Source organism: Kitasatospora sp. NPDC032121 (assembly GCF_055580145.1).
In genome coordinates, this window is the sequence record NZ_JBVILX010000033.1 from 1 (window position 1) to 24,391 (window position 24,391).

Genomic DNA, 24,391 nt, shown 5'->3' on the forward strand with positions numbered 1-24,391 from the left:
CCCACGTCACACCACACGACACCACCCCACACGACAGCCCAACGCGACAGCAGGCGCGACGACCCCACACGGCCTCCCCCAGGGCTCCCGGACGTTCCTCCACGGGCAGCCACCAGGGCGGCCTGACGGCCACCCAGCCGTCCAGCCGGAACGGCGGTGCCCAGCGGCCAGGGACAGCAGCACCGCGAGGCCCGCACGCCGCCCCGGACGGCGGCACAGCAGGCAGGCAGGGCGCAGCAGGGCCGGACGGCGCGGGGCCCGGCGGCTCCACCCCGGACGAAACCGAACACCGACCCCCGCCACCACCCCGCCCGCGCAATTCCACCCGAATTCAGACCACCACCGGCAACCAATCCGCCAAAACAACCGAACGGGATACCTGGAGGAATTCATCCTCGAATGCGCCCCAACAACACCCCACCGGCCCCCGAGCGGCCCCACCGGACCCCCGACCCCACTCCGCCACCACACACAGTCACCAACCCGAGCGTGAGTCACCACCCACCCGGACACCCCAACAGGACCAACCAAAGGTCCAGACAACCTGGCATGTAGAGCCAATTTCACGCCCCACAACACCAACAGGTCACACCCCCGGGGGGGGCGCCAGGGCGCAGCAGCACGACCGGCAGCCAGGACACCGGGACGGCGGGGAACGCACAGAGACCGCGCCGAGTCGGACGAGCGGCCGGACAAGCCGGACGTCACCAGGCCGACGAGCGGGCCGTCCAACGGCGCCGAGCGGAGCTGCCGGAGAACGCCAGCACGGCGCAGCACCGCGACGAGCAGCACCACCAGGACGGCACAGCGAGCCCGGGGCCGGGACCGGCCGGCACCGAGCAGGACCCACACGCGAGGCCCCCGGACAGGGCCCGCCAGCTAGCGCCGCAGGCCCCCGGACGGCGGCCCAGGGCGCAGCCTAAGGCGAGCGACGACGCCGAGGCCGACGCCCCGGCCGAACGAGAACGACGAGCAACACCAGGCCGACGCAGCCGGCCCCGGGCAGGCCCCGGACGACGACACGGGGCCCCAAGCGACCACCAAGGCGGAACCGCGGAGCACGGCCACCAGACCCGAGGCAAGGCCAACACGGGCCCCGCCGAGGTCACCTCCACGGTGGGGCGCAGCAGAGGCCGGACGGCTGGCCCACCCGCACGGCGACCGAGGACCGTCGTGTCAAGGCGGGCTGCGGCGTCCTGTGTGTGACCACTCGTCAGGGAGGTTCCGGTCGGTCATCCTGGGGGCGTCGATGGAGGCACCGGGCCCCGGCCGGGGCCGGACAGGTGAGGGGGAAGCGTGGGTAGGAACGATCAGCCGGACCGTCCCTGGCGGGACCCGGCCCGCCAGGTGCCACCGCAGCCGCCCCGTCCTCCGACGATCGGGGACCGGGGCGGTATGCCACTCGCGACCGGACCGTCGGCGGTGCTGACAGCCTCGGTCGACCTGCGGGTCAGCAAGCGTCTGCTATGGGTCGGCGGGGCCGTCTACCCGCTGCACAACATTGTGCGGGTCTACGCCTTCGTGCTGCTGCCGAAGCGCAAGGAGGCACTGCGGCGGTTCGCGCGGCAGGTGGTGCAGGCACTGACGCTGGCCCTGCTGGCCGTGATCGGCGCCGGACTCCCGTCAGACATCGGGAAGGACATGGAGATGTTCAAGGGAGCGGCCCTGACGGCGGCCCTGCTCTGGGCGGGGTACGGGTTCGTGGAGATGCTCGTCGTCCTCACCTCGCCCGCGCTACCGGTGCTGGCGGTGGACACGGCGGGTAACGCGACGGCCCTGATCGGGACCGCCGACCGGGCCCGGCTCGCGGAGGCGGTCCGGATCCTCTCGCACGCGCTGGAGAACCCGGAGACCGAGGTCGCCCTGAAGATCCGGTCGGTGACCGTCAACACCGGGAACTACCACATCGGCGACAACGTGAACATGTACGGCGGCAGCGGCAACACCGGGAAGGTGACGGAATGAGCGGCGACCACTTCCACGGCGACGTGGTGAACATGTACGGCGGCACCGACAACAAGGGCATCGTGCACCACCACGCGCCGGCCGCGGACGGCGACCGGACCACCCCGGAACTGACGCGGGCGGTCGAGGAACTGGTCGCCATGCTGCGCGAACTCCGGGCGGGCGTGGCACCGATGGCCGCGGAGTCGATCGAAGAGGCGCTGCCGGCCATCACCGTCGGCCCACAGGCAGTGCCGCGCGAACGGCACCGGGCACTGATGGCGGTGGCGGGGATCGCCGCCACCCTCGGGGCCGTCGGTACCCCTGTCGTCGAGGCGGTGCAGCGAGTACTGGGACTGCTCGGCGGCCAGTAGGCCAAGCCCGGCCTACGCCATTTCCCCAGCACCATCCAGTGGACCGACCTCGCCGCCGCAGGAGAGTTCCGCCACCGCGGCCACCTCTCCATGGCCGACCTCCTCCACCAGGAGCGGACCGGCGCCCCGCCGGGCCGCAGCCGGCTTCGGCGCCGCAGGCCGGCGTGACCCGACAGCGCACCACCGCCACACCCCCCAACACCAGAAGGACAGGGGCGCGCAGAAAGGGTTGTCGGCTTTTCCAGCCGCCTTGGTTAGCCCTCTGAGCTGCACGAATGCCACCCCACACCCGGGGCGGGGGTGCTGGCATCAGGAGCCACGTCAGGAGTCACAGCGGGAGCCACATCAGGAGCCACGTCGGGAGCTGCATCAGGAGCCCCGGGAAGAGCCATTCCCGGACCGCGTGGGGCCGGACCGGCCCCCCGGACCGGCCCCCTGGGCCCGACGGGGTGTCAGAGCCCCACTGTGCGCCCGTCAGGGCCGCCCATGGCGTGCCGGGCAGCGGAACCGCAGCCCGGCCCCAGCCAGACGCGGGCCGCCGACAGGAGCGGTGGTCGTCCGGCCTTCACCGGGCACTCACCACCACCACAGCCCCGCAGGGCGCAAACCCGCGCCGTCCGGACCGTCACCCAGAACCGCACCACCCACCACCAGCCCAGGGCCGAGGGACAGACAGAGGGGGTTGTCGCATTTTCCGGCGACCCAAAACAGCGGCCTGACCTGCACAAACGCGCGGCGGCGGCCGAAGGGTGCGGGGTACCTACGGCGGTAGCTGCGCCCGTACCTGCGGTGGCACCCCCGGTGGCACCTGCGGTGGTGCCTACGTGCATCCCGGTACGGCGTGCGGCAGGCCCCCGCGGTGGGGGGACCTTCGGGGTCGGTGGTTCAACGGTGACCGCCGCCGGGGGTTTCGGCCCAGGGCGCAGCTTGGCGAGCGACGACGCCGAGGCCGACGCCCCGGCCGAACGAGAACGACGAGCAGCACGTCGACGAGCAGGCCCTGGACGGCAGCCCGGCACAGCAAGGCGGCCCCGACCCGGACGACTCGGAGCCGGCGGCCGTCCGCCGCTGGCGGGGTCCGTTGCGGTCGGGGTGTTCTTCCGGGCGGTGGCGGGGGGTTCGGTCTCGGCGGCCGGGCGGGCAGAGCCTTCGGTCTGACGACTCCCGCCCGACCCCGCCGCCGGCCCTCGGGCTCCGATGCGCCCACCCGCCATTCGGCGCCCGAACAGGCCCGGGACAAGCGCTGCCCTTGATGGATCACGCGAGGCATCAAGATCGGTTTCGGCGCGCCGGACAGCGGCCCGGGCCTTGAATAGACGATATGACGCAGAATTCCAGTAAAAGAACCCAAACCCGAAATATCACCGCCCATTTCATGGAAATCATCCATAAAGGGCGATCGGTGGGCGAGCAGGGGTCCGCGCATGCAGGGGAGGACCGGCGGGGCCCGCGGCTTGGCGGGGTGAGCGACTGGCCTGAGGCCGATCTCGGTGAGCAGGCACTGCTGGTCTGGGTAGAGCTCGGCCCGGCCGGTGTCTCAGCACCTGGCTGGTAGCAGAGGGGCAGCGATCGCGGTCAAGACCTTCGCCGCTGTTTGCATGAAAATGATGGCGGCGGGTCATCAATAACCATATGATAAAAGTCAATTCATCCGTGCACATCACGTTCGGGCACAGTCAGGATGGTGAAATGACCAGGTTCACGACCAGGTTCGCCCAGGGGACCGCGATCGCAGCCGCAGCGGTCGCGCTGACGGCCTTCGCTCCGACGGCGGCCCAAGCCCACGGCTCGTCCGACATCACCCCCGCCACGGCGGTCTCCAGCCCCGCACTCGCAGAATCCATACCCTCCAGCCCCGCCCTCGCAGGCTCCATACCCCCTTGTACGGCCCACAACGCGAACAACGACCTCGGCGTCGGCTTTTGGGCCGACTACACCATCGTGTCGACCGCGGCATGGTGCAGCTACAACTACAAGTACGAGCTCGCCATGCAAGGCGATGGCAACCTCGTGCTGTACAACAGGGAAAGCGGCTCGGCGATCTGGGCCACCGGCACGTACAACCACCCGGGCGCGAAGGCGAAGATGCAGTCGGACGGGAACTTCGTTGTCTATGACACCAACGGCGCCGCCCTGTGGGCCACCGGCACCTGGTGGGCCGGCGCCGACTCGCACTTCGTGTTCCAGAACGACGGCAACCTGGTCGTGTACCGAGGCAAGGGCGAAGGCGACCCGGTATGGGCCAGCGGCACCTACGGCGCCTGATCTCCCACCCGGCGGGGCCAATTCCGCTGCCCGCCGCAGCGCCTGAACCATGGTTCGGAGCTCCGAAAGGCCGCTGCCCTGTCCGTGGGTTCTAGGACCGTCCCAGCAAATCGGGCATACCGGGCGGCCTGGGGCGGTGCTGGGGCAGAGGCGTCCCAGTACCGTCCCAGGCCGACAGCAGCGTAGCGGGGTGCGAACCGGCCGAAGGGGTGCGGCGGGTCTTCGGGGACGACGGCGGCGATCCGCACGGTCGGCGGCCAGGCCAGGGCGGCGGACGCCGAGAGCGACCCCACCGCTGGCCAAGATCACCCACCCAGCCGACCACGCCGCGCTCCGTCTGGCACCAGGCAAGGCCCGCGCCGTGGAGGAGGCCTTGGGTGGCCTGGCGGAGCTGTCCCCGGGGCAGGGGTCCTGGACGGCAGCCCGGCGCGGCGGACGGGTGTATCCGGTTCCGCTCCGGGTCCGGTTCGGCGGCACCCTGGGAAGCGTGAGTGCCCGAGGGGCCGCGCGGGTGCGGCTGCCCCACATCGAGCCGATGCTGGCGACGGCCGGACCGCTGCCGGCCGGGTCCGGGTGGGTCGCAGAGGTGAAGTGGGACGGGGTGCGGGCCGTCGCGTACGTGCCCGAGGCGGCGCCGGTGCGGTTGCTGGGCCGCTCCGGCGTGGACTTCACCGACCGGTTCCCCGAGGTCGCCGACGCGCTCACGGAGGTCCGCGGCCCGTTGGTCCTGGACGGCGAGCTGGTCGTGATGCGCACGGGCGTCCCGTCGTTCGCCGCGCTGCAGGGCCGTATCCACCGCACCCGCCCGCAGGCGGTGCGAGCCGGCGCCGCCGCTGCGCCCGCCCTGTACGTCGCGTTCGACCTGCTGCACACCGGCGAGCGGTCGCTGCTCGACGAGCCGTACGCGCGCCGGCGCGACCTGCTGGAGAACCTGGCCCTGGAGCGGCCGCACCTACGGGTACCGCCGGTCTGGGACTCGGTCACCGAGGCCTACGGATGGACCCGCGAACACCGCCTGGAGGGCGTCGTGGCCAAGCGGCTCGACTCCCTCTACCGGCCCGGTACCCGCTCCCGCGACTGGACCAAGATCAAACACCTGCGGGCGGCGGACGTCGTGATCGGCGCCTGGCTGCACGGCGGCCTGGCCGGAGACACAGTGCGCGCCGTCCTCGTCGGCGTCCCCACCCCGCCCGACGGCCGACTCCTGTTCGTCGGCTCGGTCAGCAGCGGCATGGTCACCACCGAGAAACGCGCCCTGGCCGCCACCCTGCGCCGCCTCACCGTCCCAGTGTCACCCTTCACCACCGGCGCCAGCCTGGGACTGCCACGCGGCACCGAGGTCCGCTTCGTCCGGCCCGAGCTCCACGCCGAAGTCGAGTTCCTGGAACTCACCGACAACGGCCGACTCCGACAACCAGTATGGCGCGGACTCTGCAGCTGAAGCAGGGCGCAGCCGGCCGAGCCCGAGGGGAGCAGGGGGGTGTTCCGCGGGGCCCGGCCGGTGGGAGGTCAGCAGCGCCAGGGTGGCGGGGCGCTGCTGTGCTGCTCGGCGGCCCGGTGGTGCTGTGGTGGGGCCGTCGTGGAGGGAATGCTAGACCTGCTGGTGGACAGGTGGCCAGGGGCTGTGACCTGGGATTTTTCGGCCGCGAACATGCCATCCGGAAGGATGGGATCCGGGCGCGAGGCGGGTGAGCGGCGGGCTATCCGGGTGCCCGGAGGGCAGGGCGGCTGCCCGTGTGGGCCTGGCTGTCTTCGGGGTCGTGTATCACTTGCCCCAAGGGACGGCGCGGCCGAAGACCTCGTTGACCTGCGCGGCGACATCCTGGCGGATCGTGGCGAGCGAGACGGCGGCCATCACGGCGAAGGTCCAGCGCAGGCTGGTGGCCATCCCTGGGCTGTCAGCCACGAACGGGACCATCGGCAGCAGCACCGCGGCCGCAGCGAACACCGCCGCGGGAGCGAGGCGCGGCATCCACCGTGCCAAACGTCCCGGCGCCGGGACGTCGGACGGAGCCCCCGTCAGCAGGGCGGCACGGTCGCCAACCATCAGTGCGTGGAGGCCGTTGAGAAGCGAGGCTGTCACCTCGTCGACCGCGGCAGCGCTGTGGGCCTGGGCGAGGTCGCGCTTGTGCGCGCGGAACACGGCGGCGATCCGCAGGTTCTCCATCCGCAGGGCAGCCGTCACCTCGGGACCCGGGTTGTGGATCCGTCCCGGGTACATGCCAGCGCGTTCCATCTCGACCGCGATCTCCTCCAGCTGCCGTGACCAACCGGCAACGTCCTCGGCGGCGAACCAGCGGTGCCGCTTCTGGTGGAGGTCGCCAACCAGCCGCGCGACCCGGACGCACACCGCGTCAAACGGGCGGCACCTCTTGCGCACCGCCTTGGCCCGGATCCGGCCGTAGAGCACGTAGTACCCGCTCAGTGCGATGCAGGCCAGACACGCGGCCACGAGCCCGGCCCACGAACCGTTGACCCTCGCCTGCGGATCCCCCGGCAGAGGCGTCAACAGTCTGGACCGCCCCTGAACAATGATCATCAGGAACACAAGGGAGTAGGCGAGCATGGTGGTGAGGGCCATGATCCCCTCAGCCCACTTCAGACCGGGCAACAGCCTGCATAGGATGATCGTCCCGACCACCGGCAAGACCAGGATGACCAGCAGAGCAAGCATCCCCCCGACCACGCCGCCCGCGACGAAGTCGGCCACCTCCTGCCGCGTCGGATGCGGAGGACGACGCACCCACCGGCTGTTCACCGCGACCACCACCGCAACCACGGCACACAGCCACAGCACCCGACGCGCCCCCCAGCTCGCGGCCGTGCGCACGGTGCACCAACGCAGCAGAACCCCGCGGACCCTACCGTCCAACCGCGCCCTGTCGGCTTCGGGTACCGCCTCCTTCGCCGCACGGGCCCGGTCGTCTTTAACCTCGCAGGCCAGGGTCGCCTTGAAGCGGGCCCGCGGCATCAACGGCGAAACCCAGGTACGGGCAGCATGCACCCACACAATCGACGTCATCGTCACGCCCGACACAGTAGAGGCCCACACACACCACCACAGGGCGTTCACCGGAACCCAACCCCCCTCAACCCCCGCCACAGGACCAGCGAGCCGCAGCCAGGCGCCGTATTAGGTCGCACATGCGGTTACGAGGCGGGCGAGCAGCGGAGCGGATGCACGACGACGCCGACCGACCATGCGACAGCGGACTGGCTGGGACGGCGGCAGCGGAACGGGGGCGCAGCGGCCGGGCGGCCGGCGGGCCGTCACCCTCCAGACGGCCTTGGCGAAGGGACGGCAGCCGGCGGCTGGGCGTTGGCTGGCCCGGAGAGCGCGACGGCAAGACCGGTGAGCACTGTGGACCGGCCGGACGGACCGTGTGGCCGGGGGCGACCGGCGCGCTCGCGGCGCACGGGCCGACGGCGTCCTCCCGGCCGGAAGCGGCAAAGCGGAAGGACGGCGGCGGTACCCCCAGGGGCCGAGCCCGGCCGGCCGGTGAACGGAAGGCCGGGGCACCGCGACTCCAGGGGGCCGGCAGGGATGGCGATGTCGGCAGCGGCGCGACAGCGATACGCAGGCGCGCCGGGCCGGCGGCGCCGTGGCGGCGCAGCAACGGCAGGGTGGTGGCGACGACCGGCAGGGCGCGGTGGTGGTCGCGGGCGTGGAGGGCGTCGCCGCCGTACGTGGGCGCGTGCCAGGTGTCCTCGGAGGCGGCCTCGACCTCGGTCATGCGGTTGAGCAGCCGCTCGTGGTCCCGCTTGGCCTTCTCAGCGTGGCGCCAGGTGGGGCCTGATTTGTTGGTCAAACCAGGCCCCAGGGGGCAGGTGCTACTCCTCGGAGTCACCAAAGCGGTAGAGCTGCACTACAAGACCACGCTGACGCGTGAAGTCCGCAATGCCCTCGACGTGGCCTTCAGCGTGGCACGGAGCCTCTGGAGCTCGGGCGCACGCCGCTCCCTGTCGGGCGCGTCCTCCACCGCCTGCCAGGCGGCCCGGTAGGCATCCTCCAGCGGACTGAGCATCTCGTCGTACTCAACGATGCTATCCGGCGGAAAACCGGGGTGGCTGCGTTGTGCGGCCATGTCCAGCTGAGCGGTGACCGAAAGGAGATCACCCACCAACTGCACATGGGCCGCCCCGATTTTCGGGCTCAGCAGAATGTCGGCCAGCAGTGCGTTCCAGTGCTCTTCCCCATCCATGATCAGTTATTCGCTTCCCTTCGCATTTTGTTGAGTTCCGCGGCTCCGGTCCGACCGGCGGGTATGTCGACCCCGCCTGCCCGCAGAATTCCCACGCAGTAGGAACGTTGCGCACCTGGGCCGTGTCCTCGCTGCGCAGAGCTGCCCAAAGACCCTCCGTGTCGTTGGGCAGCCAGCCGTCGCGCGGCACGAACCGGAACCACACCTTGATCAGGTAGTCCTCGGCGGCAACGGGTTCCGGCGGCGTCTGCGAAGTCATGCGCAACATGATCGCGCACACACCAGCGCCAACAGCGCGGTGGGTGTCCTGCACCGAACACCCACCGCCACGCCCCGAGAACACGGGGCCGAAAGGGGCCAGCACTCCCACCGCCTCCCACCGACATCACTCTGAACCCCGTGGTGTTACATGCCCACCAGCTACGGTGGACCCCTGGGTTCCGCCTCTAACGCCCTTCAGAAATCGCGAACTCATGGGACTTGGCCATGCGGCGCAGCAGGAGGAGCAGGCGGTCGGCGGTGCCGGGCGGGGTGGGGGTGCGGTGCCAGCCGGTGGTGGGGGCGAGGTCGGCGCGCCAGGCAGTGACGCCGATAGCTGCGGTGTTCACCCGGCTTTCGGTGAGCACGTCGGGGTTGAGCTTGAGTCGGGTGAGGGCGTCGCGTAGGGGGGGTGAGGTCGCTGGGGGTCCAGTGGATGACGGGGCGGCCGGAGAGCAGGGCGTTGAGGTCGTCGAGGGCGGAGGCGGGGTCGAGGGCGTGGGCGGGGGCGCCGGGGGTGCGGGGGCCGGTCAGACGCACGGTGCGGTCGTAGAGGGTGGCGCCGGTGCGGTCGACGGCGACCAGCCGGGCGGCGGCCGGCGGGCGGGGGGTGCCGGCCGCGGTGGGCTCGCCCGGGATGTAGTCGACGGCCAGGACGACCAGGCCCTCGTCGGCGAGCAGGCGCGCGGCGACGGCGGCGGCCTCGCGGGCCCCGGTGGCGGCCTTGGCCTGGCGGGTGCGCAGCCGCTGGATGTGGGCGCAGGTGCCGCACAGGGCGCGGCCGTCGTCGGCGGGCGTGCAGGGGGTTTCGGGGTGGGCACAGCAGTCGGCGCAGGTACGGGCGTTGGCGTTGGTGGTGCGGCGGGCGGCGGCCGCGGCGAGCTGCGCGGCGGTGGCCGCGGTGGGCACGGACTCGCGCAGGTCGTACAGGTCGAAGTTGTCCTTCCGTCCGGTGCCAGGGTTGCGGGTCTCGATGGTGGCGCGCACGGGGCCGGCGGGCTGGCGCGGGAGGTCGAGGGCGGCGAGCTGGGTGGTGGTGCGCAGGTGGTCGGGGACCTGGCCCCACCAGGCGTAGACGGCCGGCGGGGTGCTGACGGACGGTTCCACGTGCTGCTCCTCGGGGTGAGGGGTTCGGCGGGGTGGTGGGCGGCCGCCGGGTGGCGGCCGCCGGGATCGCGAGCGGGACGGCGGTGTCGATGCGGGTGTGGTCGGGTTCAGCCGGTGACGGTCTCGGCGTGCCGGGTGAGCGCGTCCAGGAGCGCGCTCTGCTGCTCGGTCAGCTTGCCGTCGGTGCGGGCCCTGTCCTGCTTGCGCAGCCAGGTGCCGGGCCGGAACGTCGGGTCGGCTTCGCCGCCGGTGCGGTTGACGGGGCCGGTAAGGGTGCCGCCGGCGGCGAGGTAGGCGAGCAGGCGGCGGTAGGAGCGGTTCCAGTCCGGTTCCAGGCGCCACAGCTCGTCCAGGCCGTCGAGCTTGGCCACCTGGTCGGTGGTGAGGTTGTCGGCCTTGCGCTGGCGGCGCATCCACGCACCGACCGCGTAGCCATCGAGCTTCTCGGTCGCGGGGATCGCGAGGTGGCCGTGACGGGCGGCCCAGGCACGGGCGTAGGCGTGGCCGCGTTCCCAGGCGTTGGCGTGCTTGGACCAGATCATGCCGAGCGCGTCCAACTCGCTGACTCGGGCCGGGTCGAGCAGGTGCTGGCCGTTGAGGTGGCGCTGGCGGTCCAGCCAGGAGATCAGGGCCGCGTGCTCCGTCTTGTCGGTGGGGTCGAGGTGGCCGTGCCGGAGGTGGAACGCGGCGGCAACCGCGTGCATCCGCTGCCACTCCACCGCCCGCGGGTTGAACGCCCGCAGCTTCACCGTCTGCAGGATCCGCGCCGCGTGCCGGCGCGCGTCGATCCGCAGCCAGTCCACCGGCGACTCCACTACCGCCGGCGGCTCCCCCTCTCCGGGGCCGGCGGCCGTGCCCGCCTCTTCCTCCGAGGCCGTGGCGGTGAGCAGGGCCGGCTGGGCTCGGTGGGCGCGCAGCTCGGTGATCCGGCCGACCACCCGGGCATCGTGGGCCGCGAGCGCCCGCAGGACCCGCCAGATCGTGCGGAAGGAGCCGGCCTCGATCTCGGCGTCCGCCTCCGCCTTCACCGCCTCTCCGGCGTCGCGGACCTCGGCCGGGTCGGCGGCCGCCGTGTCGTCCCCGACCTCCGGCGTCGGCAGGTACACCGGGATGACGACCCAGGACACCTTGCCCTGGCGGTAGGACTGGCGCAGCGCCCGGCCGACGGCCTGGACGATGTCGATGACGGACGACTTGGGGTCGGCGAAGCAGACGGCGTCGACCGCGGCGACGTCGATACCCTCGGTCAGCAGGCGGGAGTTGCAGATGATGCAGCACTGCTCGCCGTCCTCGCCGGTGGAGGCCTTGAACGTGGCGAACGCGGCCCGGCGGTGCTTGAGCCGATCGGTGCCGGCCACGGCGAGCGCCGTCAGCCGCTCGGGCCGGTCCGCGTCCTTCAGCAGGGCGGCCGCCGCCTGCAGACCGTCGGCGAACTCCCGCGCCCCCGACACCCGGGAGTGGAACGTGATCACCCGTCGCAGCTCCAGGTCGGCGACCGCGCGCAGCACCGCGATCTGCAACGCCAGGCGCAGCAGGTCCTCGTTCGAGCGCTGGGAGCGCAGGTCCGCGACGGCCGGGAGGTTGAGCAGGTCGCGCAGGTCCTCGTCAGTGACGACCGGGACCAGGACGCGGTAGTCGGCGAGGTAGCCGTGCTCGATGCCCTGGCCGAGCGTCCAGGTGTAGACGGTGGGGCCGTAGATGGACTCGTCGTCCATCGAGCACAACGCGGGCAGGGCCTGGCCGCCGGCGCCGTCCGTGTCGCCGTCGGTGCCGTCACCGGTGGCGGCGAGGTCGGCCAGGCCGTCCTTCGCCCGCCGGTCGTCCGCGATCCTCGGCGTCGCGGTGAAGTACAGCCGGCGCACGGCGGGCACCCGGGTGTCGTCATGGACCGCGGCCCACGCCTTGCCCTCCGCCCCGGCCGTGCGGTGGGCCTCGTCGACGACCACCAGGTCCCAGGCCGGGAGCCGGAAGTCGCGGTGGGCCTGGACGATCCGCTCCAGCGACGCGTAGGTCGCGTACACGGTGACCGGCTCGCCGGGCTTCGCCGAGGCGACCAGGTCGGCAATCCGCGCGGCCTGCGTCGACACCTGCGCGCGGATCCGGCCGCCGGCCTCCGCGCTCTCCAACGCCTCCTTCCGCGAACACGCCGCCACCGCCAGACCCCGACGCCCGCCCCGCAGCGACCACGCCTCCGCGGTCTGCTCCAGCAACTCGATCGTCGGCACCAGCACCAACACCCGCCCCCGCGCCGCCAGACGCCGCGCACAGCCGGCCGCGATCAGCGTCTTGCCGGAGCCGGTCGCGGCGACGACGGTCGCCCGCCCGCCGCCCTTCACCGCGCGTACGGCGGCCGCCACCGCGTCCTTCTGGAACCAGTGCAGCGGCAGCGGGTTCACCATGGCGGTGCCGGTGGTGGGCTGGGCGGGGAGGGGCAGCGGCCCAACCGACACGGCAGCCTCGGTAGCGGTGGTGGTCGTGGTGTCCACGGCGGTGCGTCTCCTTCGTCTGCCAAGTCTTGGGGGTGCCGGGCCCGGAGTGTTACCGGGGGATCCAGCCGCGGACTTCGAGGTACTGGATGTCGGCGTCTGCGACGGCGCGGCCGGTCTCCACCAGCCAGTCCCGCATCGCCTCGGTGACGTCGCCGTGGTGCTCGGCGACCCGCTGGGACCACTCGGCGGCGTCGAACCCGCCGGTGGAGGCGGAGCCGTAGGTGCGCTCCTCCGTGCCGTCCGCGCGGGGGACGAACCCGCGGCGCAGGCCCGGGGAGTCCTCCATCGAGCCGGCCGACATCGTGAACTGGTCGGCGCGCATCCTCACGGTGAACGCCAACCGCCCGCCAGCTTGGCCGGTCGCGTGGACCACGGGCGCGAGGTGGGAGGCGCCGGAGCGGATGGCCTGCCTGCCAGCGCGGCCCGCCATGCTCTCGCCGGGCGCGCCGACGACGTCCTTGCCCCGCACCCGCGCCTTCTGCCCGGTCTTCGTGCGGCGGCGCTCCACGTTCTCCTGGGCGACGGCGCCGAGCGCCTCGGTGTCGCGCTCGCCGCCGCGCACCGCCCGTACGACCTGGCGCAGCGCGTTCACGAACGCCGCGCCCTTGCCCTTGGTGAAGAACTGGCTGACCAGGCTGGCGTCACGGCCGAGCATCTTGGCGACCTGGCGCTTGGTGTAGCCCTGGTCCAGCAACTCCTGGGTCAGGCGGGCAGCCTCGTTCGGGTTGTTCGGGTCGGCCGGACTCACTGGTCAGTCCCCTTCTCGGTGGCGGCGAGTTCGGCGCGACCCAGGCCGCGCAGCTTGAGGTACTGCTCCTGGGTGGCGGGGTGCTCCACCGGACCGGTGAGGTGGCCCTTGAGGAGGTAGTCGCCCGGCTCGCCCCGGTAGGGCCAGGGCTGGCGCTCGGTCAGCGCGATGCCGTCCGTGCCGAAGTACACCACCGTGCCGGGCTTCGCGTGCAGGGCGCCGGCGTGGCCGATGACCTCCTTGCCCTGGCGGTACTTCATGTCCAGCAGGGCGGCGCGGGCCCCGGACCAGACGTAGGCGGCCCACTCGGGGTGGGCGTACGGGTCGCGAGAGAACCCGGCCTGCCGCTGCCACGTCACCACCTCGCCGTCCTGGCCCAGGATCTCCACCCCGGCCGGCAGCGCCTCCCCCACCGGCGTGGTGCCGGAGACCAGACGCGGACGCTGCGCAAAACCGCCGAGGCCGAACAGCAGCACCGACCGGACCGCCCGGGAAGCGAGGTACGCGGCGGTGCGCTGCCGCTCGTCCCCGTGGATCCGGGAGAGGTTGGTCAGGTCCGCCCACGCGGACTTGAGGCGCTTGCCCCACTCGTCGAGCGGCTTGCCGTCCTCGAAGAGCAGGCCGCCGAGGATCTCGACCTTCCACGGGGCGATGTGGTTGGACAGCGCGAGGTGGACCTCGGCGCCGCCCGCCCACGTCGTGAACATGGTGCCCGGCTCGGACGGGTAGATCCAGGCGCGGTCACCGGTGACGGGGGCGGGCAGCAGGCCGACGTGGTTCCAGCCGGCCGGGACGGTCACCCGCACGTTCCAGTGCGAGCAGGACATCAACGCCTTCGTCTGCTCGGCCTCCGTCATCGCGGCGAACGCGGCGGCGGTGATCCGGCGCGGCGTGCCGACCGGCGACTTCCACAAGTGCTTGGCGTAGGCGAAGGTGCGGTCGTACTCCACCAGCGCCGGGAGCTGCTCCGGCACGCGCGGGGGCAGGATCAGCTCGGTACGGCCCTGGCCGCCGGTGGCGTGCAGCAGGCCCCGTAGCTCCTCGGACAGGACCGGGTAACCGCCGGCCCACCTGCCGGTCGTCGGGACGGTCCGCGACCACAGGTCCCGGCCGGTCTGCGACGGCGAGCCCATCAGGACCGCGTCATCCCAGTGCCGGCGCAGCGCCTGCCACAGCAGGGTGAACGCCTGACGGCAGGTGACGACATCGGCGCCGTCCGGGTCGAACCACTCCCCCATCGAGCGGATCTCGGTGCTGCCGCTGTCGGGCGCGGTGGCAGGGGCGTAGCGGCCGACGGGCTGGCGCTGGTGGACGAAGTGCCCGGCCAGCTTGTCCCGGCCGGAGCCCACAGCGGTGGTCCACCGCTCGGACGGCGTGTTCAGCCACGCGGCGACGGCGTCCTTGAGCGTGCTGTAGCGCTCGGCGCCGTCGTGCCAGGGCGCGCCGGCGGTGATGTAGATCCGCTCGGTGCCGGGCGCGGTCGCCAGGACGGCGTCCAGGATCTCGCCCGGGGTGCGGGCGCCGAGGTCGAGCCGCACCGTCTGGTCGCGCACGGCCAGGACACCGGCGGCGGCGTCCAGGAACACCGTGGCGCGGGCCTGCTGCGTGAAGTTGGGGCGCTTGGAGACCAGCCCGGTGGTGACGGCCTCGAACCGGGCACCGGCCGGGCCTTCCGGGAGAGTGGGCAGCTCGCGCGGACCAGCCTCAACCACCGGGCGCGGCGCGGCAGCGACCGGAACCGCGGAGACGACCGGCGCAGCAGCGGGCGCGGCCGGGACAGGCTGCTCAACGACGGCGGCCTGGTCCTCGACCTCGGCCGGCGCCTCGACCACCGGGGCGGCCGGGGCCTGCTGCTCGACGACGGGGGCCGGGCAAGTCAGCGCCGGGGCGACCGCGGTGGCGGGCTCGGCGACCGGCTCGGTCTTCGGTGCCTCGGCGGGCGCTGCCTGGTCGTCGGTCTTGGCGGCGCGGACGGCAGCCGGGGTCGGGTCCAGCAGCGGCGCGATCCGCACGACGTCGCCGACCGACAGGCCCGAGGCCTTCGCGATGGCATCGGCCTTCGCGCCCTCGTACCCCGCGAGCCCGGCGACCCGGCGCGCCCGCTGGGCGGTGAGCTTGTCCAGCTCCTTCTGCGCGGCCGCGACCTGCTTCTCGGCGGCCGTGATCCCGGTACGCAGCTCGCGCAGACCGGCGAGCTCGGCGGTGTACGTCTTGCGGTCCATCAGGGTGTCACTCGCCCTCGGTGGTGGCGTCGGTGTCGGTGTCGAGGGGGCGGGCCCGGCGGGCGAGGGTGAGCCAGCCGTCCGGGCCCCGGGTGCCGTGGATGTCGGCCAGGCCCGCGAGCAGGAAGGCGTACGCGCCACGCTTGGGGGCCCGCGGCTGAGCGGCGCCGCTCTCCCACTTGGCGAACGTCTCCCGACGCGTACTCAGGGCGTCGGCCACCTCAACCTGGGTCAGGCCTGCGGCCTTGCGCAGCCGCTCCCGCTCGGCCGGTTCCGGCAGGTCACCGCCATCCCGGGCCTTGGCCAGCAGCGCGTCCACCGCCGCGAAAATCTCAGACATCACATACCTCCTATCCATGAAGGTAGCACAAAACACCGCCCTGTTAGCAACATTTTACTCGCACAAACATCTCATCAATAACCACATATAGCACTCATCCCCTCTGACCGGCCCTGATTGTCGGTGCCAGGTGAGAGCGTGGCCGGTTACCAACAAAGGCGGGAGGAGGTGGAGGAGATGACGGGAAGACAGCAGAAGGCCGTGGTCGTGCTCGGCGCGGCGCTGGTCGGCGGCGGCTACGTGCTCAGCAACGTGGCCAAAAGCCAGGCGCGCGTGCGCGGCCCAGCTCGCCGTGCTGAGCGCGGGCGTCGCGTTCGCCCTGCGCAACGCCTGACGCAGGGCCCAGCACTGTTCGACCCGGCCACCCTCGCGGTGGCCGAGCCGAACAGTCTTCGCGGCCCCACTCGGCGCCGGCCTGGTGGACCGGGAACGACCGGCAGCAGCACGAGGCCGCCGGCTGCTCCAGGACCGCGCGGTGGCGCAGCTTCGGACGGCGGCCACGGCGTTCACGGCGGCCGGGACGGTGGAGAAGACGGAGCCGAGGGCGCGGACAGCGTGGGCGAGCTGGTCGGCCTGATCGCCCACCATCGTGGCCCACCTCGGCACCGCAGGCCCCATGGGCGCCATCGCCGAGCAGCAGCTGCGCATCCTCGCCCGGCCGTACCTGTAACCCCGGTGGACGCGTTCCCCCGGCCAACCGCAGGAACGATCCGGACATGGGCAGGACCAGGACCAGGACCAGGAGCAGGAGCAGCGGGAGCGGCAGCACGCGGTGAACGAGGTACTCGCCGAGGCGGGTGAGGCGGGCCGGCGGGCGGCCGGGTGGGTGGGCGCGCGGGCCGTTCGCGGGTCGGTGAGCGGCTCAGCGTAGGGCCCGGTTTGCTGCCCGGTGACCGGATTCCTCTGCGGACGTTCGGCTGGCGGGCGCGGGGTGCAGGCGGCCGGGTCCCGGGGAACGACGGGGAGCGTTCCGCGGGCCCGGCCCTGGGAGGCCAGCCGCACGGGGAGGACAGGGCGCGGCTGCTCTGCTCGGCGGCCCGGTGGTGCTGTGGTGGGGCCGCCGTGGCGGGAATGCTAGACCCGTACCGCCGATGGTGGCCAGGGCTTTGACCTGCAAGAATTTCGGCCGCGAACATGCCATGGGGTATCCCGTGGACCCGATCTCCGAAACCGGTGGCGCCGTGGCCGGAGGGGGATGAGACTGCGCGGATGGATGTCCTCCCGCCGCTTCCCGGACCGCTGCCCTGGCCGGTCCCCGACCCGCGCGCCCATCACTTCGTGGCTCACTACTGGGATATGCACGGCCTCGTCGCCAGCTTGGTCCTGCCCGAGAACGCGCCCGCCTACGTGCTGAGCGCGCTGGAGACGTCCCGCGAGCTGATCCGGCACTCCTACTACCGGTACGAGTTCACCACCGTCGCCGTCGCGCACTCGCTGTTCGCACTCGAGCTCGCCCTCGCCGAGCACCTCGGCGTTCAGCGGAAGAACTTCCAGCAGCTGATCGCCCTGGCCGCCGCCGACAACATCATCACGGCCGACCTCGCCGACCGGCTCAACGCCGGCCGCCTGCTGCGCAACAAGCTCGCCCACGGCAAGCTCACCGGCACCGCCCTGACCCCGGTCATGGCCGTGAACATGGTCCGCGCTGCCTTTGACACCGCTGCTCTGCTCTTCCCCGCCCAGGCCGGCGCCGCACCGAGCTGACCGTCCGCGCGGCGGATCCGGATCCGTGATCCGGATCCCACCCGCCGAACGCGGCGGCCTAGTGAAGCGCCCTGTAGGCGCGCCTATCGTCGCACTTCAGCCTTGGCTCCTACTTCGAGGAGTTTGCAGACCGCGGCTTCGGCCGCCTCCTGCGATACATCTTCGAGGATGGTTACCGAAAGGTGATCCAGGAGCAATTTGCTGTCCCACAGACCCAGCCCGGTCCGTTGGCGAAGCACCTTCACGACCTCGATGGTATGAGGCCCGGGATGGGTCAGAACCACGGCGTTGGGTACGTTGTCGCAGATTAGCTCGAAGTACTCGTCCGCCATAGTGACTCCTTGGTCGACGGGGCAGACAACAGCGTAGAACACAGGTCAGCTCCATTCGAGGGTGAGGCCAGCGGTGGTGCCCGGGTCAGCCAAGGCGCCACGTCTCGACGCCGAGCGCGGGGGCGTGGGTGCCGTCGGGGCGGGCCACCGTCCTCACCTTCCTTCGATGCGGCGTCCGGCCGGACTGCTTCAGCGAGATCACGCTCTACCCCACAGCGAAGGGCTTTAGCCGGAACCGGAACGCGGCGAGCCCCCGCCACCAGGGAAACCGGTCACGGGGGGCTCGGAGCGGGGATGGGGCAGGTGCCTCGCGGGTCACATTCCGGGGCGGCCGGTCAGGGGCGAGGAGGACCCAGCCGCGCAGCGGGTCGTGCTCCGCCTGTCCGTTGACGGTGAGGTGGTCGGGTGCCCGCGCGATCTGGCGGCCGGGCAGCTGAAGGGCCGCGGCGAGGCTTCCCCTGGTCACGAGTTCGTCGGCGCCGGCTTGCTCCAGGCGCGCGCCCTCCTCGGTCCCGGCCCGTAGCAGACCTGACACCTGGGCGGCACTCGCCCACGCACGGGGGCCACGGGCGGGGAGACATACGCCCACGGAGTCGGCCGTGCGAAAACCCGTGGCCCGACCGCCCGTCAGGCGATTGACTGGAACCGGTACGACACCGACCAGCAAGGGGGGATTCGTGGAGGTTCCGGATTTCTCAGTTCTGCTGACCGGCGCATCCCCTCACGACCCGACAGCCCTCAAAGCGGTCCGCACGGTCACCGGGCTGAGTCTGTGGCGTAGCCGGCAGCTGTTGGACAGCGCGCCCGCCACCGTCCAGTCGGAGATCCCGTTCGACATCGCCGCCCGCGCGGCACGGTGCCTGCGTCAGGCCGGCGTACCGGCCGCGATCCAGTGCGGCTGGTGCCACCGCACCCTGCCCGGCGACGACACCCCTGTCGACCCCGGCCCTTGCGCGTCCCCGTACTGGCCCACCGCCCACTGCCAGGCCAACTCCATGACCAGCTGCGACTGCGGCTTCTGCGCCGCCTACGGCCCCCTGCCCGGGTACACCACCCATCACAGCCCCTGAACCCATGCCGACGGCCGCCAGCGGGACGGTCTGGCGGCCGACCAGAACAGGCGGCCAGGCGCAGCAGCGGGGTGGCCGTACACCGTTTACCCGAAGTAGGGATGGACCCGCATGGAGCCCCGTGCCGATTTCACCGAGGACTTCGGGCTGAGTGGCCTGACGAAGTACCTCCAGTCCCGGCTCGCGCCCCGGGACGCGGCCGGCATCCTCTCGTTCGTCGATAACCTGCTCGAAGTCGAAGGGCGGGCGTACGCGCAGGAGGTGGCGAAGGACGTCCGCCGTGTGACGCGGTCCTCGTTGCCCGATGCCGTGCTCTCCACGGTGTGGCTCGCAGCCACGGAGTCGCGCTTCGATCCGGCGGGCACGGGGCTCGGCATCCGCATCTGGCTGGAGCAGATCGCGGACACCTGTTCCAGCTTTGTCCGCCGAGCCGATCCGTCCTTCGATCCCGCAGAACCCAGCCCCGCCGACCATCCGGAACTGCGAGAAGCGGTACTGGCAGAACTCCGGGGCACCGGGCCCGCGCTGACCGAGAAGGCCGTCACCACCGTCTACCCGCCGCCACTGCACGCGGTGGTCCCGGCGCTGGAGGCCGCGGTCACCGAACTCGGTCCCGATCTCGGATTCCGCCTCTTCCTGCGGGCGATGAAGGTGTACTTCATACCCATTGGCCCGGCGCGGCTGAGCCGGTTCGAGGAGATCGGCCGCAAGCTCGGCTACCACGAGTGGGTCGTCGAGGACGGCAGTCTCAACATCTGGTCAGACCTGGAAGACTGACCCGGACAGCGCTCCCGCCCCACCGCTCACGCGGTGGGGCCGGACTCGTTTGAGTCCCAGCCCGGCCAGACCGGCCGCACCCTCGAACGGTCGGCGAAATGACCGGCCCGGTGTCGGCCGGACGCGGCGGTGCCCGGGCCGGGGGTGGTAGTCCGGGCACCGCCGTCCTGCTGCGACCGGCAGGCACCCGGCCCAACGAGCGACCCCCCGATCCGTCACCCCGCTGACACCGCCCCGCGCCGGGGGTCCGGGCCCGGGGTCGGGGCCGGTCGGGTGCGCCCGTCCGGCCGGCCCAAGGCGTGTCGCCGCCGCCGCGGGGCCCGCGTGGCCACACTGGGCGGGCCATCCGACCATCCCAATCTCTTCGTGAGGAGGCCGGTGCCGGTGGAGACCGTGATGTGCATCGCCCAGCAACCCAAGGCCGACGCCTTGCTCGCCCGCAGCCCACTGGCCCTGCACGACGGGCCATCCGTCTCGGCGAGCCCCTGCCCAACCGGCCCGCGATCGCCGCGAGCCCGGCCATACCCACACTGCCGCCGGCACCCAGCCCCCGCACCACCGACGCCCTCGCGCCCACCGCGGTCCGCAACTGCCCGCACTGCGACCAGCCCATCACCATCGTCGCCCTGCTGGCCACCCCGGAGGCCGCCCGTCCGACCATCTCGCAGCCGACCAGCGACGTCGTCGCCCTCCGCCGGGTCTGACCGACCACGCCCTACCCCTGGAACGGGTCCTCCAGCACGGGGATGCAGGGCGACAGCAGTGAATCCGCGTGCTCGCTGACCTGCCCGCGGACCATCTTGATGACAAGGACCTCGTTCTCACGACCGGGGTCCTCGTCATCGCGCACATGCAGCAGACCATAGGAGCCCGGCGCCCGCTCACCGACCTCGCGGAAGAACGCCAGGATCTCCGCGTCACGGTGGTTCCGGAAGCCGCCGAAGTGAACGAACACCTCCCCGTTCATCCACCGCAGATCAAGCAGAAAACGGCTGTCGATCTCCCGGATGCGTCCCTCAATGCCCCCGACGACCAGCCGGAATCGATCGCCGTCATGCTCCTCATCACCGGCGCTGGCACTCTCCAGAACCTTGATCCAGCCGTGGTACTCGAACATGCACCTCAGCCTACTGATCAGCCGATCAGCGACTCACCGGCTCACCAGAATCCATACACTGTTCAACCGTCAGCCAAGTGAGGAACTGGAGCAACACTGGCCGATTCAAAGAGCCTCATCAGGGCAGCGGCCCGCTCGTCCAGCGCATGCGCGGGGTCGCCGACCGTACGGGCGAGCTGTTCGACGGCCGCGCGCTGTTGCGCGGGGAGCGATCTCACCCATCAGAGGCCGCGGAGGATGCGAACGAAGATATTCCTCGAACGCTGCCGGGTTCTGAACATACTCCTGCATCTCCGGGGTGAGCGGGAGGTTCTCCTGCTTCACCACCGCTCCCGAGTCCCGGGCGAAGACCGCCGCCGTGACTCCGCCAGCGGCCACCAAGACCCCACCCAATGCCAACAGCACCGCCCCTGCCCGCCCAACGGACACCTGGGCGCCCTCCCCTGCCGACTGCCAAGCCCGTCCGGCTATCGCCGTACCGCGACCCCCAACTGAGCCACCACAGAAGGCTCAGAACCTTCTGTCAACAATGCAGGCGGCCGAGCTCCGTGTCGAGAGCACTTGAACAACTGGGTGCCCCAAACCGAGGCAACGACCAACGACGCTGACCGGCAACCCGTACGGCGAGGCGACAGTCCCAGCGAGCCCACGCACTCGGGGCATGACGCTACAGCTCGGGCAACCGGTCAACGGATGTGGGGGGTGCCGCTCTGCCACGTTCATTGTGACGAGCTTCATCTCGATTCTGCGGGCCAGTGCCGTGTGGCTGCCCTGCGGGGCCTGCGGGTAGGTCAGTGCTCCCAGTAGTCGAGGTCGGGCAGCCGGATCCAGGTATCGGCGGGGCCGGTGACGGCGCGGGCGCTGGTAGGTCGGAGACCCGCGAAGGCGCAGGCGTAGGCGACGGCGTGATGGCGGTAGAGATAGCTGGCCAGGACCTCCTCAGGGGTGTCATCAGGGAGGGGGCCACCGCCGGGGTGGAGGTCCCAGCCTTCGACGGTGCCGTCGCAGACGATGCTGCCCTGGTTGCCGCTCTTGGGGTTGGCGTAGAGGCCGTAGCCCGCGGTATCGATGGTCAGGCGGGTCATCGCGCCCGGGGTGGACGGGGTATAGCCCCAGGGCTGGGTGACGATGCATCCACCGGGAACGGTCGTGACGCCGACGATGAGCAGGCTCTCGTCCGTGTCGTACTCGTACGGGTCGTCGAGGAAGTCCGCCATGAACTCCTCGTCAACAGGCGTCGCGTCCAGGCGGCGGATCGCCTCGGCCGCGTCGATGTCGGCGATGCAGGCGAGGCCGGTGCCCTCGTAGTGGAAGCGTCCCAGTGCCTCGACGAGTTGGCGGCCGCGCTGGATCGTGGCCTGCTCGGCTGCCGTCAGGCCGGGTTCTTCGTCTGGGACGGGGAACAAGTCGGGGTCCGTTCCGGCCAGGGCGAGGCGGCCCGGCGACCAGCCGCCAAAATGGGGCCGCCAGGGATCGGCACCGGCGGCCACGAGGGCCCGGGCATTGTCCGGTTGGTTCTGCGTGACAGCCTCCCACAGCGCCGTCGTTCCGCACTCCTGCGCGTCCACGTCCGAGACGCGACCCGCCAGTTCGGCCACCACCTCTGGAGAGCCGAACCCTGCCGCCCGGTGCAGAGGACGCCCCCCGCTCCACGCGTCCGGGTCAGCGCCCGCGTCGAGCCGCGCGGATGTCGCCGTGGTCCCGCCAACTCTCCCGGGTCACACCGGCCCAGCCCGTCATCGTGTCTCTCCGTCCTCTCCGCACCAGCGCGGGCGTCAGCCCCTCCGCGCACGATCGCATGCGGGTCCGACAGCCGGCGTTCCGGAGCCGATCCGGTCCGCGCCGATCGGGTCGGCCGACTGCCCTGCTGCGACGTCAGGAGCGGTGAACGGTCGCCGTGAGGCCCCGGCAATCCGTGTCAGCGGGGCAGCGGCCGGCGCCACGGTGGCAAGGAACTCGGCCGAACGCCGTCCGGTGACCAGGACGGCCGCCCTCTCCACCCACCCGTACTGCCCGCTCCCCAACCGGCCCCGCCCCCGGCTCGCTGACCACAGGGCCCAGGGCTCGCCGTTTGACTCTCCAGCTCATGGGATGTCTGTCAAGTTCGTGTTGAGACGGGGCGGGTCCGCGCGGCCGTACTGGGAGGGCGGTGCTAGCGCTGACGCGCCACCCGGCCGCGCTCGTTGATCGCAATCAGCACTTCCGTTGACATCGTCAAATTATCGGGCCTGCAACCCTGCGGATCGGAAGCGGCGAATAGGATTCGACCTTTCGAGCCCTGTGCACTAGTACCGGGGGCCGAGGTTGTGCCACGTTCCCCAACAGGGCCATCCCCTTGTCCGGCGAGCCGACAGCGGTCCCTCCCGGCGCACCGACCCGGCGCCGGACAGTTCCTGCCGCGCGAAACCGCTCGGCGGGGCCTGGGCCGCACAGGGCGGCCAGCAGCCGCTCGGGGGTGGTAGCGAAGGCCGGTGCCGCCCAGTCACCCGACGTCTCCAGCGCCCGGGCAAGCGCGGCGGCACCGGCCCGGGCGGCGCTGCCGGCCTGCCCGGCCCACGGCGCCAACGAGCGGGATCTGCGGCGCGCACGCCCTGCACGGCTGCGGACGGCACCGCGGCCCCCGCTGCGGGTCAGGCGGGCGGGACAGTTGAGGCGGAGGGGCAGGCTCGCCCGAGCAGGCAGGCGCGGGCGTCGTCCAGGGTCACGGCCGCGCGGCGCAGGTGGTGGCTGACCGCCGGGACGGGGGTGCCGCGCAGGCGGTCGGCGGCGTGGAGGGCGGTGGCGGCCCGGTCCAACAGATCGCCGGCACGGTGTATCGCGTAGCCACGGTCGCTGGCGCGGTACTCCCCCGCCAAGACCTCGGCCACGGCGGCGAGTTCACCGACACCGGGGTCCTCCACCGGCTCGGCGCCGGAGAACTCCAGCGCGTACGCCACCTCCGCCAACCTGGCCGTACGGCGCGTCTCCCACCACGTACTCACACCGCGATCATCCACCACCACACCACCCAGTGGACACGAAACGAACCAACTCATCCCAGCACCTTGACGAGGTCGGAATCGATCGGCTCACGTCGGGCTGTCGTCGGTAGGGCCTCTCGAAGTTCACGTACCAGCGCAGCGGTTCCTTCGTGGCGGCGTCCTGGAAGCAGTGCGCGGAGAACCACTCACCGGCCAGGAAGTGGCTCAACAACGCGGTACCGGTCCACCGGTAGAGGCTCAGCGTCCAGGTGCCGGCCGCCAGGTCTTCCAGGCCCTGCTTGCGGGTGGTGTCGTCGCCGGTGCGCGTCGCGGTGATCCAGGTTGTCGGGGCCAGGCTCTCGATCCCCGGCCAGTAGGCCAGGGTCAGAACGTGGCCGGTGTCGTCGACCACGCGCTGCGCCATCGCGGTCCACATCACGGTGGTAAGCCAGCCGTCCCGGCCTGGAGGTCGGGAAGCGCGC

At 71.9% G+C, this 24,391-nt stretch carries 21 protein-coding genes; 9 read left to right on the forward strand and 12 right to left on the reverse strand.

Annotated features, from left to right (window positions below; genetic code table 11):
• Positions 1 to 1,395: 1,395 nt before the first annotated feature.
• The 5 genes from ACZ5OX_RS38125 to ACZ5OX_RS38145 all read left to right on the forward strand — a co-directional run bounded on the left by ACZ5OX_RS38125 (position 1,396) and on the right by ACZ5OX_RS38145 (position 6,024).
• Positions 1,396 to 1,965, forward strand: coding sequence for a DUF6232 family protein (locus ACZ5OX_RS38125; RefSeq protein ID WP_465636655.1), 570 nt, complete (start codon positions 1,396 to 1,398; stop codon positions 1,963 to 1,965).
• Positions 1,962 to 2,318 (forward strand): hypothetical protein, encoded by a 357-nt coding sequence (locus tag ACZ5OX_RS38130; protein ID WP_465636656.1) that lies wholly within the window; start codon positions 1,962 to 1,964, stop codon positions 2,316 to 2,318. Before ACZ5OX_RS38125 ends, ACZ5OX_RS38130 begins: the two co-directional genes overlap by 4 nt.
• 1,321 nt (positions 2,319 to 3,639) lie before the next feature.
• Positions 3,640 to 3,873: a hypothetical protein gene (locus tag ACZ5OX_RS38135; protein WP_465636657.1), complete on the forward strand. Its 234-nt coding sequence runs from the start codon at positions 3,640 to 3,642 to the stop codon at positions 3,871 to 3,873.
• Positions 3,874 to 3,971: 98 nt separating this feature from the next.
• Complete coding sequence (locus ACZ5OX_RS38140) at positions 3,972 to 4,583, forward strand: hypothetical protein (protein ID WP_465636659.1); 612 nt, start codon at positions 3,972 to 3,974, stop codon at positions 4,581 to 4,583.
• 487 nt (positions 4,584 to 5,070) lie between these two features.
• Positions 5,071 to 6,024 (forward strand): ATP-dependent DNA ligase, encoded by a 954-nt coding sequence (locus tag ACZ5OX_RS38145; protein WP_465636661.1) that lies wholly within the window; start codon positions 5,071 to 5,073, stop codon positions 6,022 to 6,024.
• Positions 6,025 to 6,348: 324 nt separating this feature from the next.
• Here ACZ5OX_RS38145 and ACZ5OX_RS38150 read toward each other — a convergent pair whose 3' ends face one another.
• The 7 genes from ACZ5OX_RS38150 to ACZ5OX_RS38180 all read right to left on the reverse strand — a co-directional run bounded on the left by ACZ5OX_RS38150 (position 6,349) and on the right by ACZ5OX_RS38180 (position 15,949).
• Positions 6,349 to 7,611, reverse strand: coding sequence for a hypothetical protein (locus ACZ5OX_RS38150; RefSeq protein ID WP_465636663.1), 1,263 nt, complete (start codon positions 7,609 to 7,611; stop codon positions 6,349 to 6,351).
• Between the two features lie 838 nt (positions 7,612 to 8,449).
• Entirely contained in the window at positions 8,450 to 8,785 is a 336-nt protein-coding gene (locus ACZ5OX_RS38155; protein WP_465636664.1) for a hypothetical protein, read from the reverse strand.
• A gap of 471 nt (positions 8,786 to 9,256) precedes the next feature.
• The gene (locus tag ACZ5OX_RS38160) at positions 9,257 to 10,150 is read right to left on the reverse strand and encodes a hypothetical protein (RefSeq protein WP_465636666.1); all 894 of its coding nucleotides are present in this window, start codon (positions 10,148 to 10,150) and stop codon (positions 9,257 to 9,259) included.
• Between the two features lie 107 nt (positions 10,151 to 10,257).
• Positions 10,258 to 12,636, reverse strand: coding sequence for a helicase associated domain-containing protein (locus ACZ5OX_RS38165; RefSeq protein WP_465636668.1), 2,379 nt, complete (start codon positions 12,634 to 12,636; stop codon positions 10,258 to 10,260).
• A gap of 52 nt (positions 12,637 to 12,688) precedes the next feature.
• Positions 12,689 to 13,387 carry a helix-turn-helix domain containing protein gene (locus ACZ5OX_RS38170; RefSeq protein ID WP_465636670.1) on the reverse strand — a complete coding sequence of 233 codons (699 nt, stop codon included), beginning with the start codon at positions 13,385 to 13,387 and terminating at the stop codon, positions 12,689 to 12,691.
• Positions 13,384 to 15,609 carry a hypothetical protein gene (locus tag ACZ5OX_RS38175; protein ID WP_465636672.1) on the reverse strand — a complete coding sequence of 742 codons (2,226 nt, stop codon included), beginning with the start codon at positions 15,607 to 15,609 and terminating at the stop codon, positions 13,384 to 13,386. Before ACZ5OX_RS38175 ends, ACZ5OX_RS38170 begins: the two co-directional genes overlap by 4 nt.
• A 7-nt stretch (positions 15,610 to 15,616) precedes the next feature.
• The gene (locus tag ACZ5OX_RS38180) at positions 15,617 to 15,949 is read right to left on the reverse strand and encodes a helix-turn-helix domain-containing protein (protein ID WP_465636674.1); all 333 of its coding nucleotides are present in this window, start codon (positions 15,947 to 15,949) and stop codon (positions 15,617 to 15,619) included.
• A gap of 1,209 nt (positions 15,950 to 17,158) precedes the next feature.
• Between ACZ5OX_RS38180 and ACZ5OX_RS38185 the strand changes: the two genes are divergently transcribed.
• Positions 17,159 to 17,653, forward strand: a complete 495-nt coding sequence (locus ACZ5OX_RS38185) for a DUF4145 domain-containing protein (protein ID WP_465636676.1) — start codon at positions 17,159 to 17,161, stop codon at positions 17,651 to 17,653.
• Positions 17,654 to 17,736: 83 nt separating this feature from the next.
• On the opposite strand, the gene ACZ5OX_RS38190 is transcribed toward ACZ5OX_RS38185, so the two are convergent.
• Positions 17,737 to 17,985, reverse strand: a complete 249-nt coding sequence (locus tag ACZ5OX_RS38190) for a ribosomal protein L7/L12 (protein ID WP_465636678.1) — start codon at positions 17,983 to 17,985, stop codon at positions 17,737 to 17,739.
• A gap of 677 nt (positions 17,986 to 18,662) precedes the next feature.
• Here ACZ5OX_RS38190 and ACZ5OX_RS38195 point away from each other — a divergent pair.
• From ACZ5OX_RS38195 to ACZ5OX_RS38205, 3 genes are all read left to right on the forward strand, one after another.
• Positions 18,663 to 19,055, forward strand: coding sequence for a ribosomal protein L7/L12 (locus tag ACZ5OX_RS38195; protein WP_465636680.1), 393 nt, complete (start codon positions 18,663 to 18,665; stop codon positions 19,053 to 19,055).
• Positions 19,056 to 19,166: 111 nt separating this feature from the next.
• Positions 19,167 to 19,832: a hypothetical protein gene (locus tag ACZ5OX_RS38200; protein ID WP_465636682.1), complete on the forward strand. Its 666-nt coding sequence runs from the start codon at positions 19,167 to 19,169 to the stop codon at positions 19,830 to 19,832.
• A gap of 398 nt (positions 19,833 to 20,230) precedes the next feature.
• Complete coding sequence (locus ACZ5OX_RS38205; RefSeq protein WP_465636684.1) at positions 20,231 to 20,536, forward strand: hypothetical protein; 306 nt, start codon at positions 20,231 to 20,233, stop codon at positions 20,534 to 20,536.
• Between the two features lie 11 nt (positions 20,537 to 20,547).
• Here ACZ5OX_RS38205 and ACZ5OX_RS38210 read toward each other — a convergent pair whose 3' ends face one another.
• The 4 genes from ACZ5OX_RS38210 to ACZ5OX_RS38225 all read right to left on the reverse strand — a co-directional run bounded on the left by ACZ5OX_RS38210 (position 20,548) and on the right by ACZ5OX_RS38225 (position 24,333).
• Positions 20,548 to 20,949, reverse strand: a complete 402-nt coding sequence (locus tag ACZ5OX_RS38210; RefSeq protein WP_465636686.1) for an Imm7 family immunity protein — start codon at positions 20,947 to 20,949, stop codon at positions 20,548 to 20,550.
• A 791-nt stretch (positions 20,950 to 21,740) separates the two neighbouring features.
• Entirely contained in the window at positions 21,741 to 22,583 is an 843-nt protein-coding gene (locus ACZ5OX_RS38215; protein ID WP_465636716.1) for an ankyrin repeat domain-containing protein, read from the reverse strand.
• Between the two features lie 996 nt (positions 22,584 to 23,579).
• A complete protein-coding gene (locus ACZ5OX_RS38220) occupies positions 23,580 to 23,930 on the reverse strand; it encodes a hypothetical protein (RefSeq protein ID WP_465636687.1) in 351 nt (116 codons plus the stop codon).
• Between the two features lie 7 nt (positions 23,931 to 23,937).
• Positions 23,938 to 24,333, reverse strand: coding sequence for a DUF402 domain-containing protein (locus ACZ5OX_RS38225; RefSeq protein WP_465636689.1), 396 nt, complete (start codon positions 24,331 to 24,333; stop codon positions 23,938 to 23,940).
• Positions 24,334 to 24,391: the final 58 nt, after the last annotated feature.

What these genes read in the sequence shown, in the direction of transcription:
- ACZ5OX_RS38125 (WP_465636655.1), top strand. Translation starts at nt 1,396, where the DNA reads ATGCCACTCGCGACCGGACCGTCGGCGGTGCTGACAGCCTCGGTCGAC.
- ACZ5OX_RS38130 (WP_465636656.1), top strand. Translation starts at nt 1,962, where the DNA reads ATGAGCGGCGACCACTTCCACGGCGACGTGGTGAACATGTACGGCGGC.
- ACZ5OX_RS38135 (WP_465636657.1), top strand. Translation starts at nt 3,640, where the DNA reads ATGACGCAGAATTCCAGTAAAAGAACCCAAACCCGAAATATCACCGCC.
- ACZ5OX_RS38155 (WP_465636664.1), bottom strand. Translation starts at nt 8,785, where the DNA reads ATGGATGGGGAAGAGCACTGGAACGCACTGCTGGCCGACATTCTGCTG.
- ACZ5OX_RS38175 (WP_465636672.1), bottom strand. Translation starts at nt 15,609, where the DNA reads ATGGACCGCAAGACGTACACCGCCGAGCTCGCCGGTCTGCGCGAGCTG.
- ACZ5OX_RS38180 (WP_465636674.1), bottom strand. Translation starts at nt 15,949, where the DNA reads ATGTCTGAGATTTTCGCGGCGGTGGACGCGCTGCTGGCCAAGGCCCGG.
- ACZ5OX_RS38185 (WP_465636676.1), top strand. Translation starts at nt 17,159, where the DNA reads ATGGATGTCCTCCCGCCGCTTCCCGGACCGCTGCCCTGGCCGGTCCCC.
- ACZ5OX_RS38190 (WP_465636678.1), bottom strand. Translation starts at nt 17,985, where the DNA reads ATGGCGGACGAGTACTTCGAGCTAATCTGCGACAACGTACCCAACGCC.
- ACZ5OX_RS38200 (WP_465636682.1), top strand. Translation starts at nt 19,167, where the DNA reads ATGGAGCCCCGTGCCGATTTCACCGAGGACTTCGGGCTGAGTGGCCTG.
- ACZ5OX_RS38210 (WP_465636686.1), bottom strand. Translation starts at nt 20,949, where the DNA reads ATGTTCGAGTACCACGGCTGGATCAAGGTTCTGGAGAGTGCCAGCGCC.
- ACZ5OX_RS38225 (WP_465636689.1), bottom strand. Translation starts at nt 24,333, where the DNA reads ATGGCGCAGCGCGTGGTCGACGACACCGGCCACGTTCTGACCCTGGCC.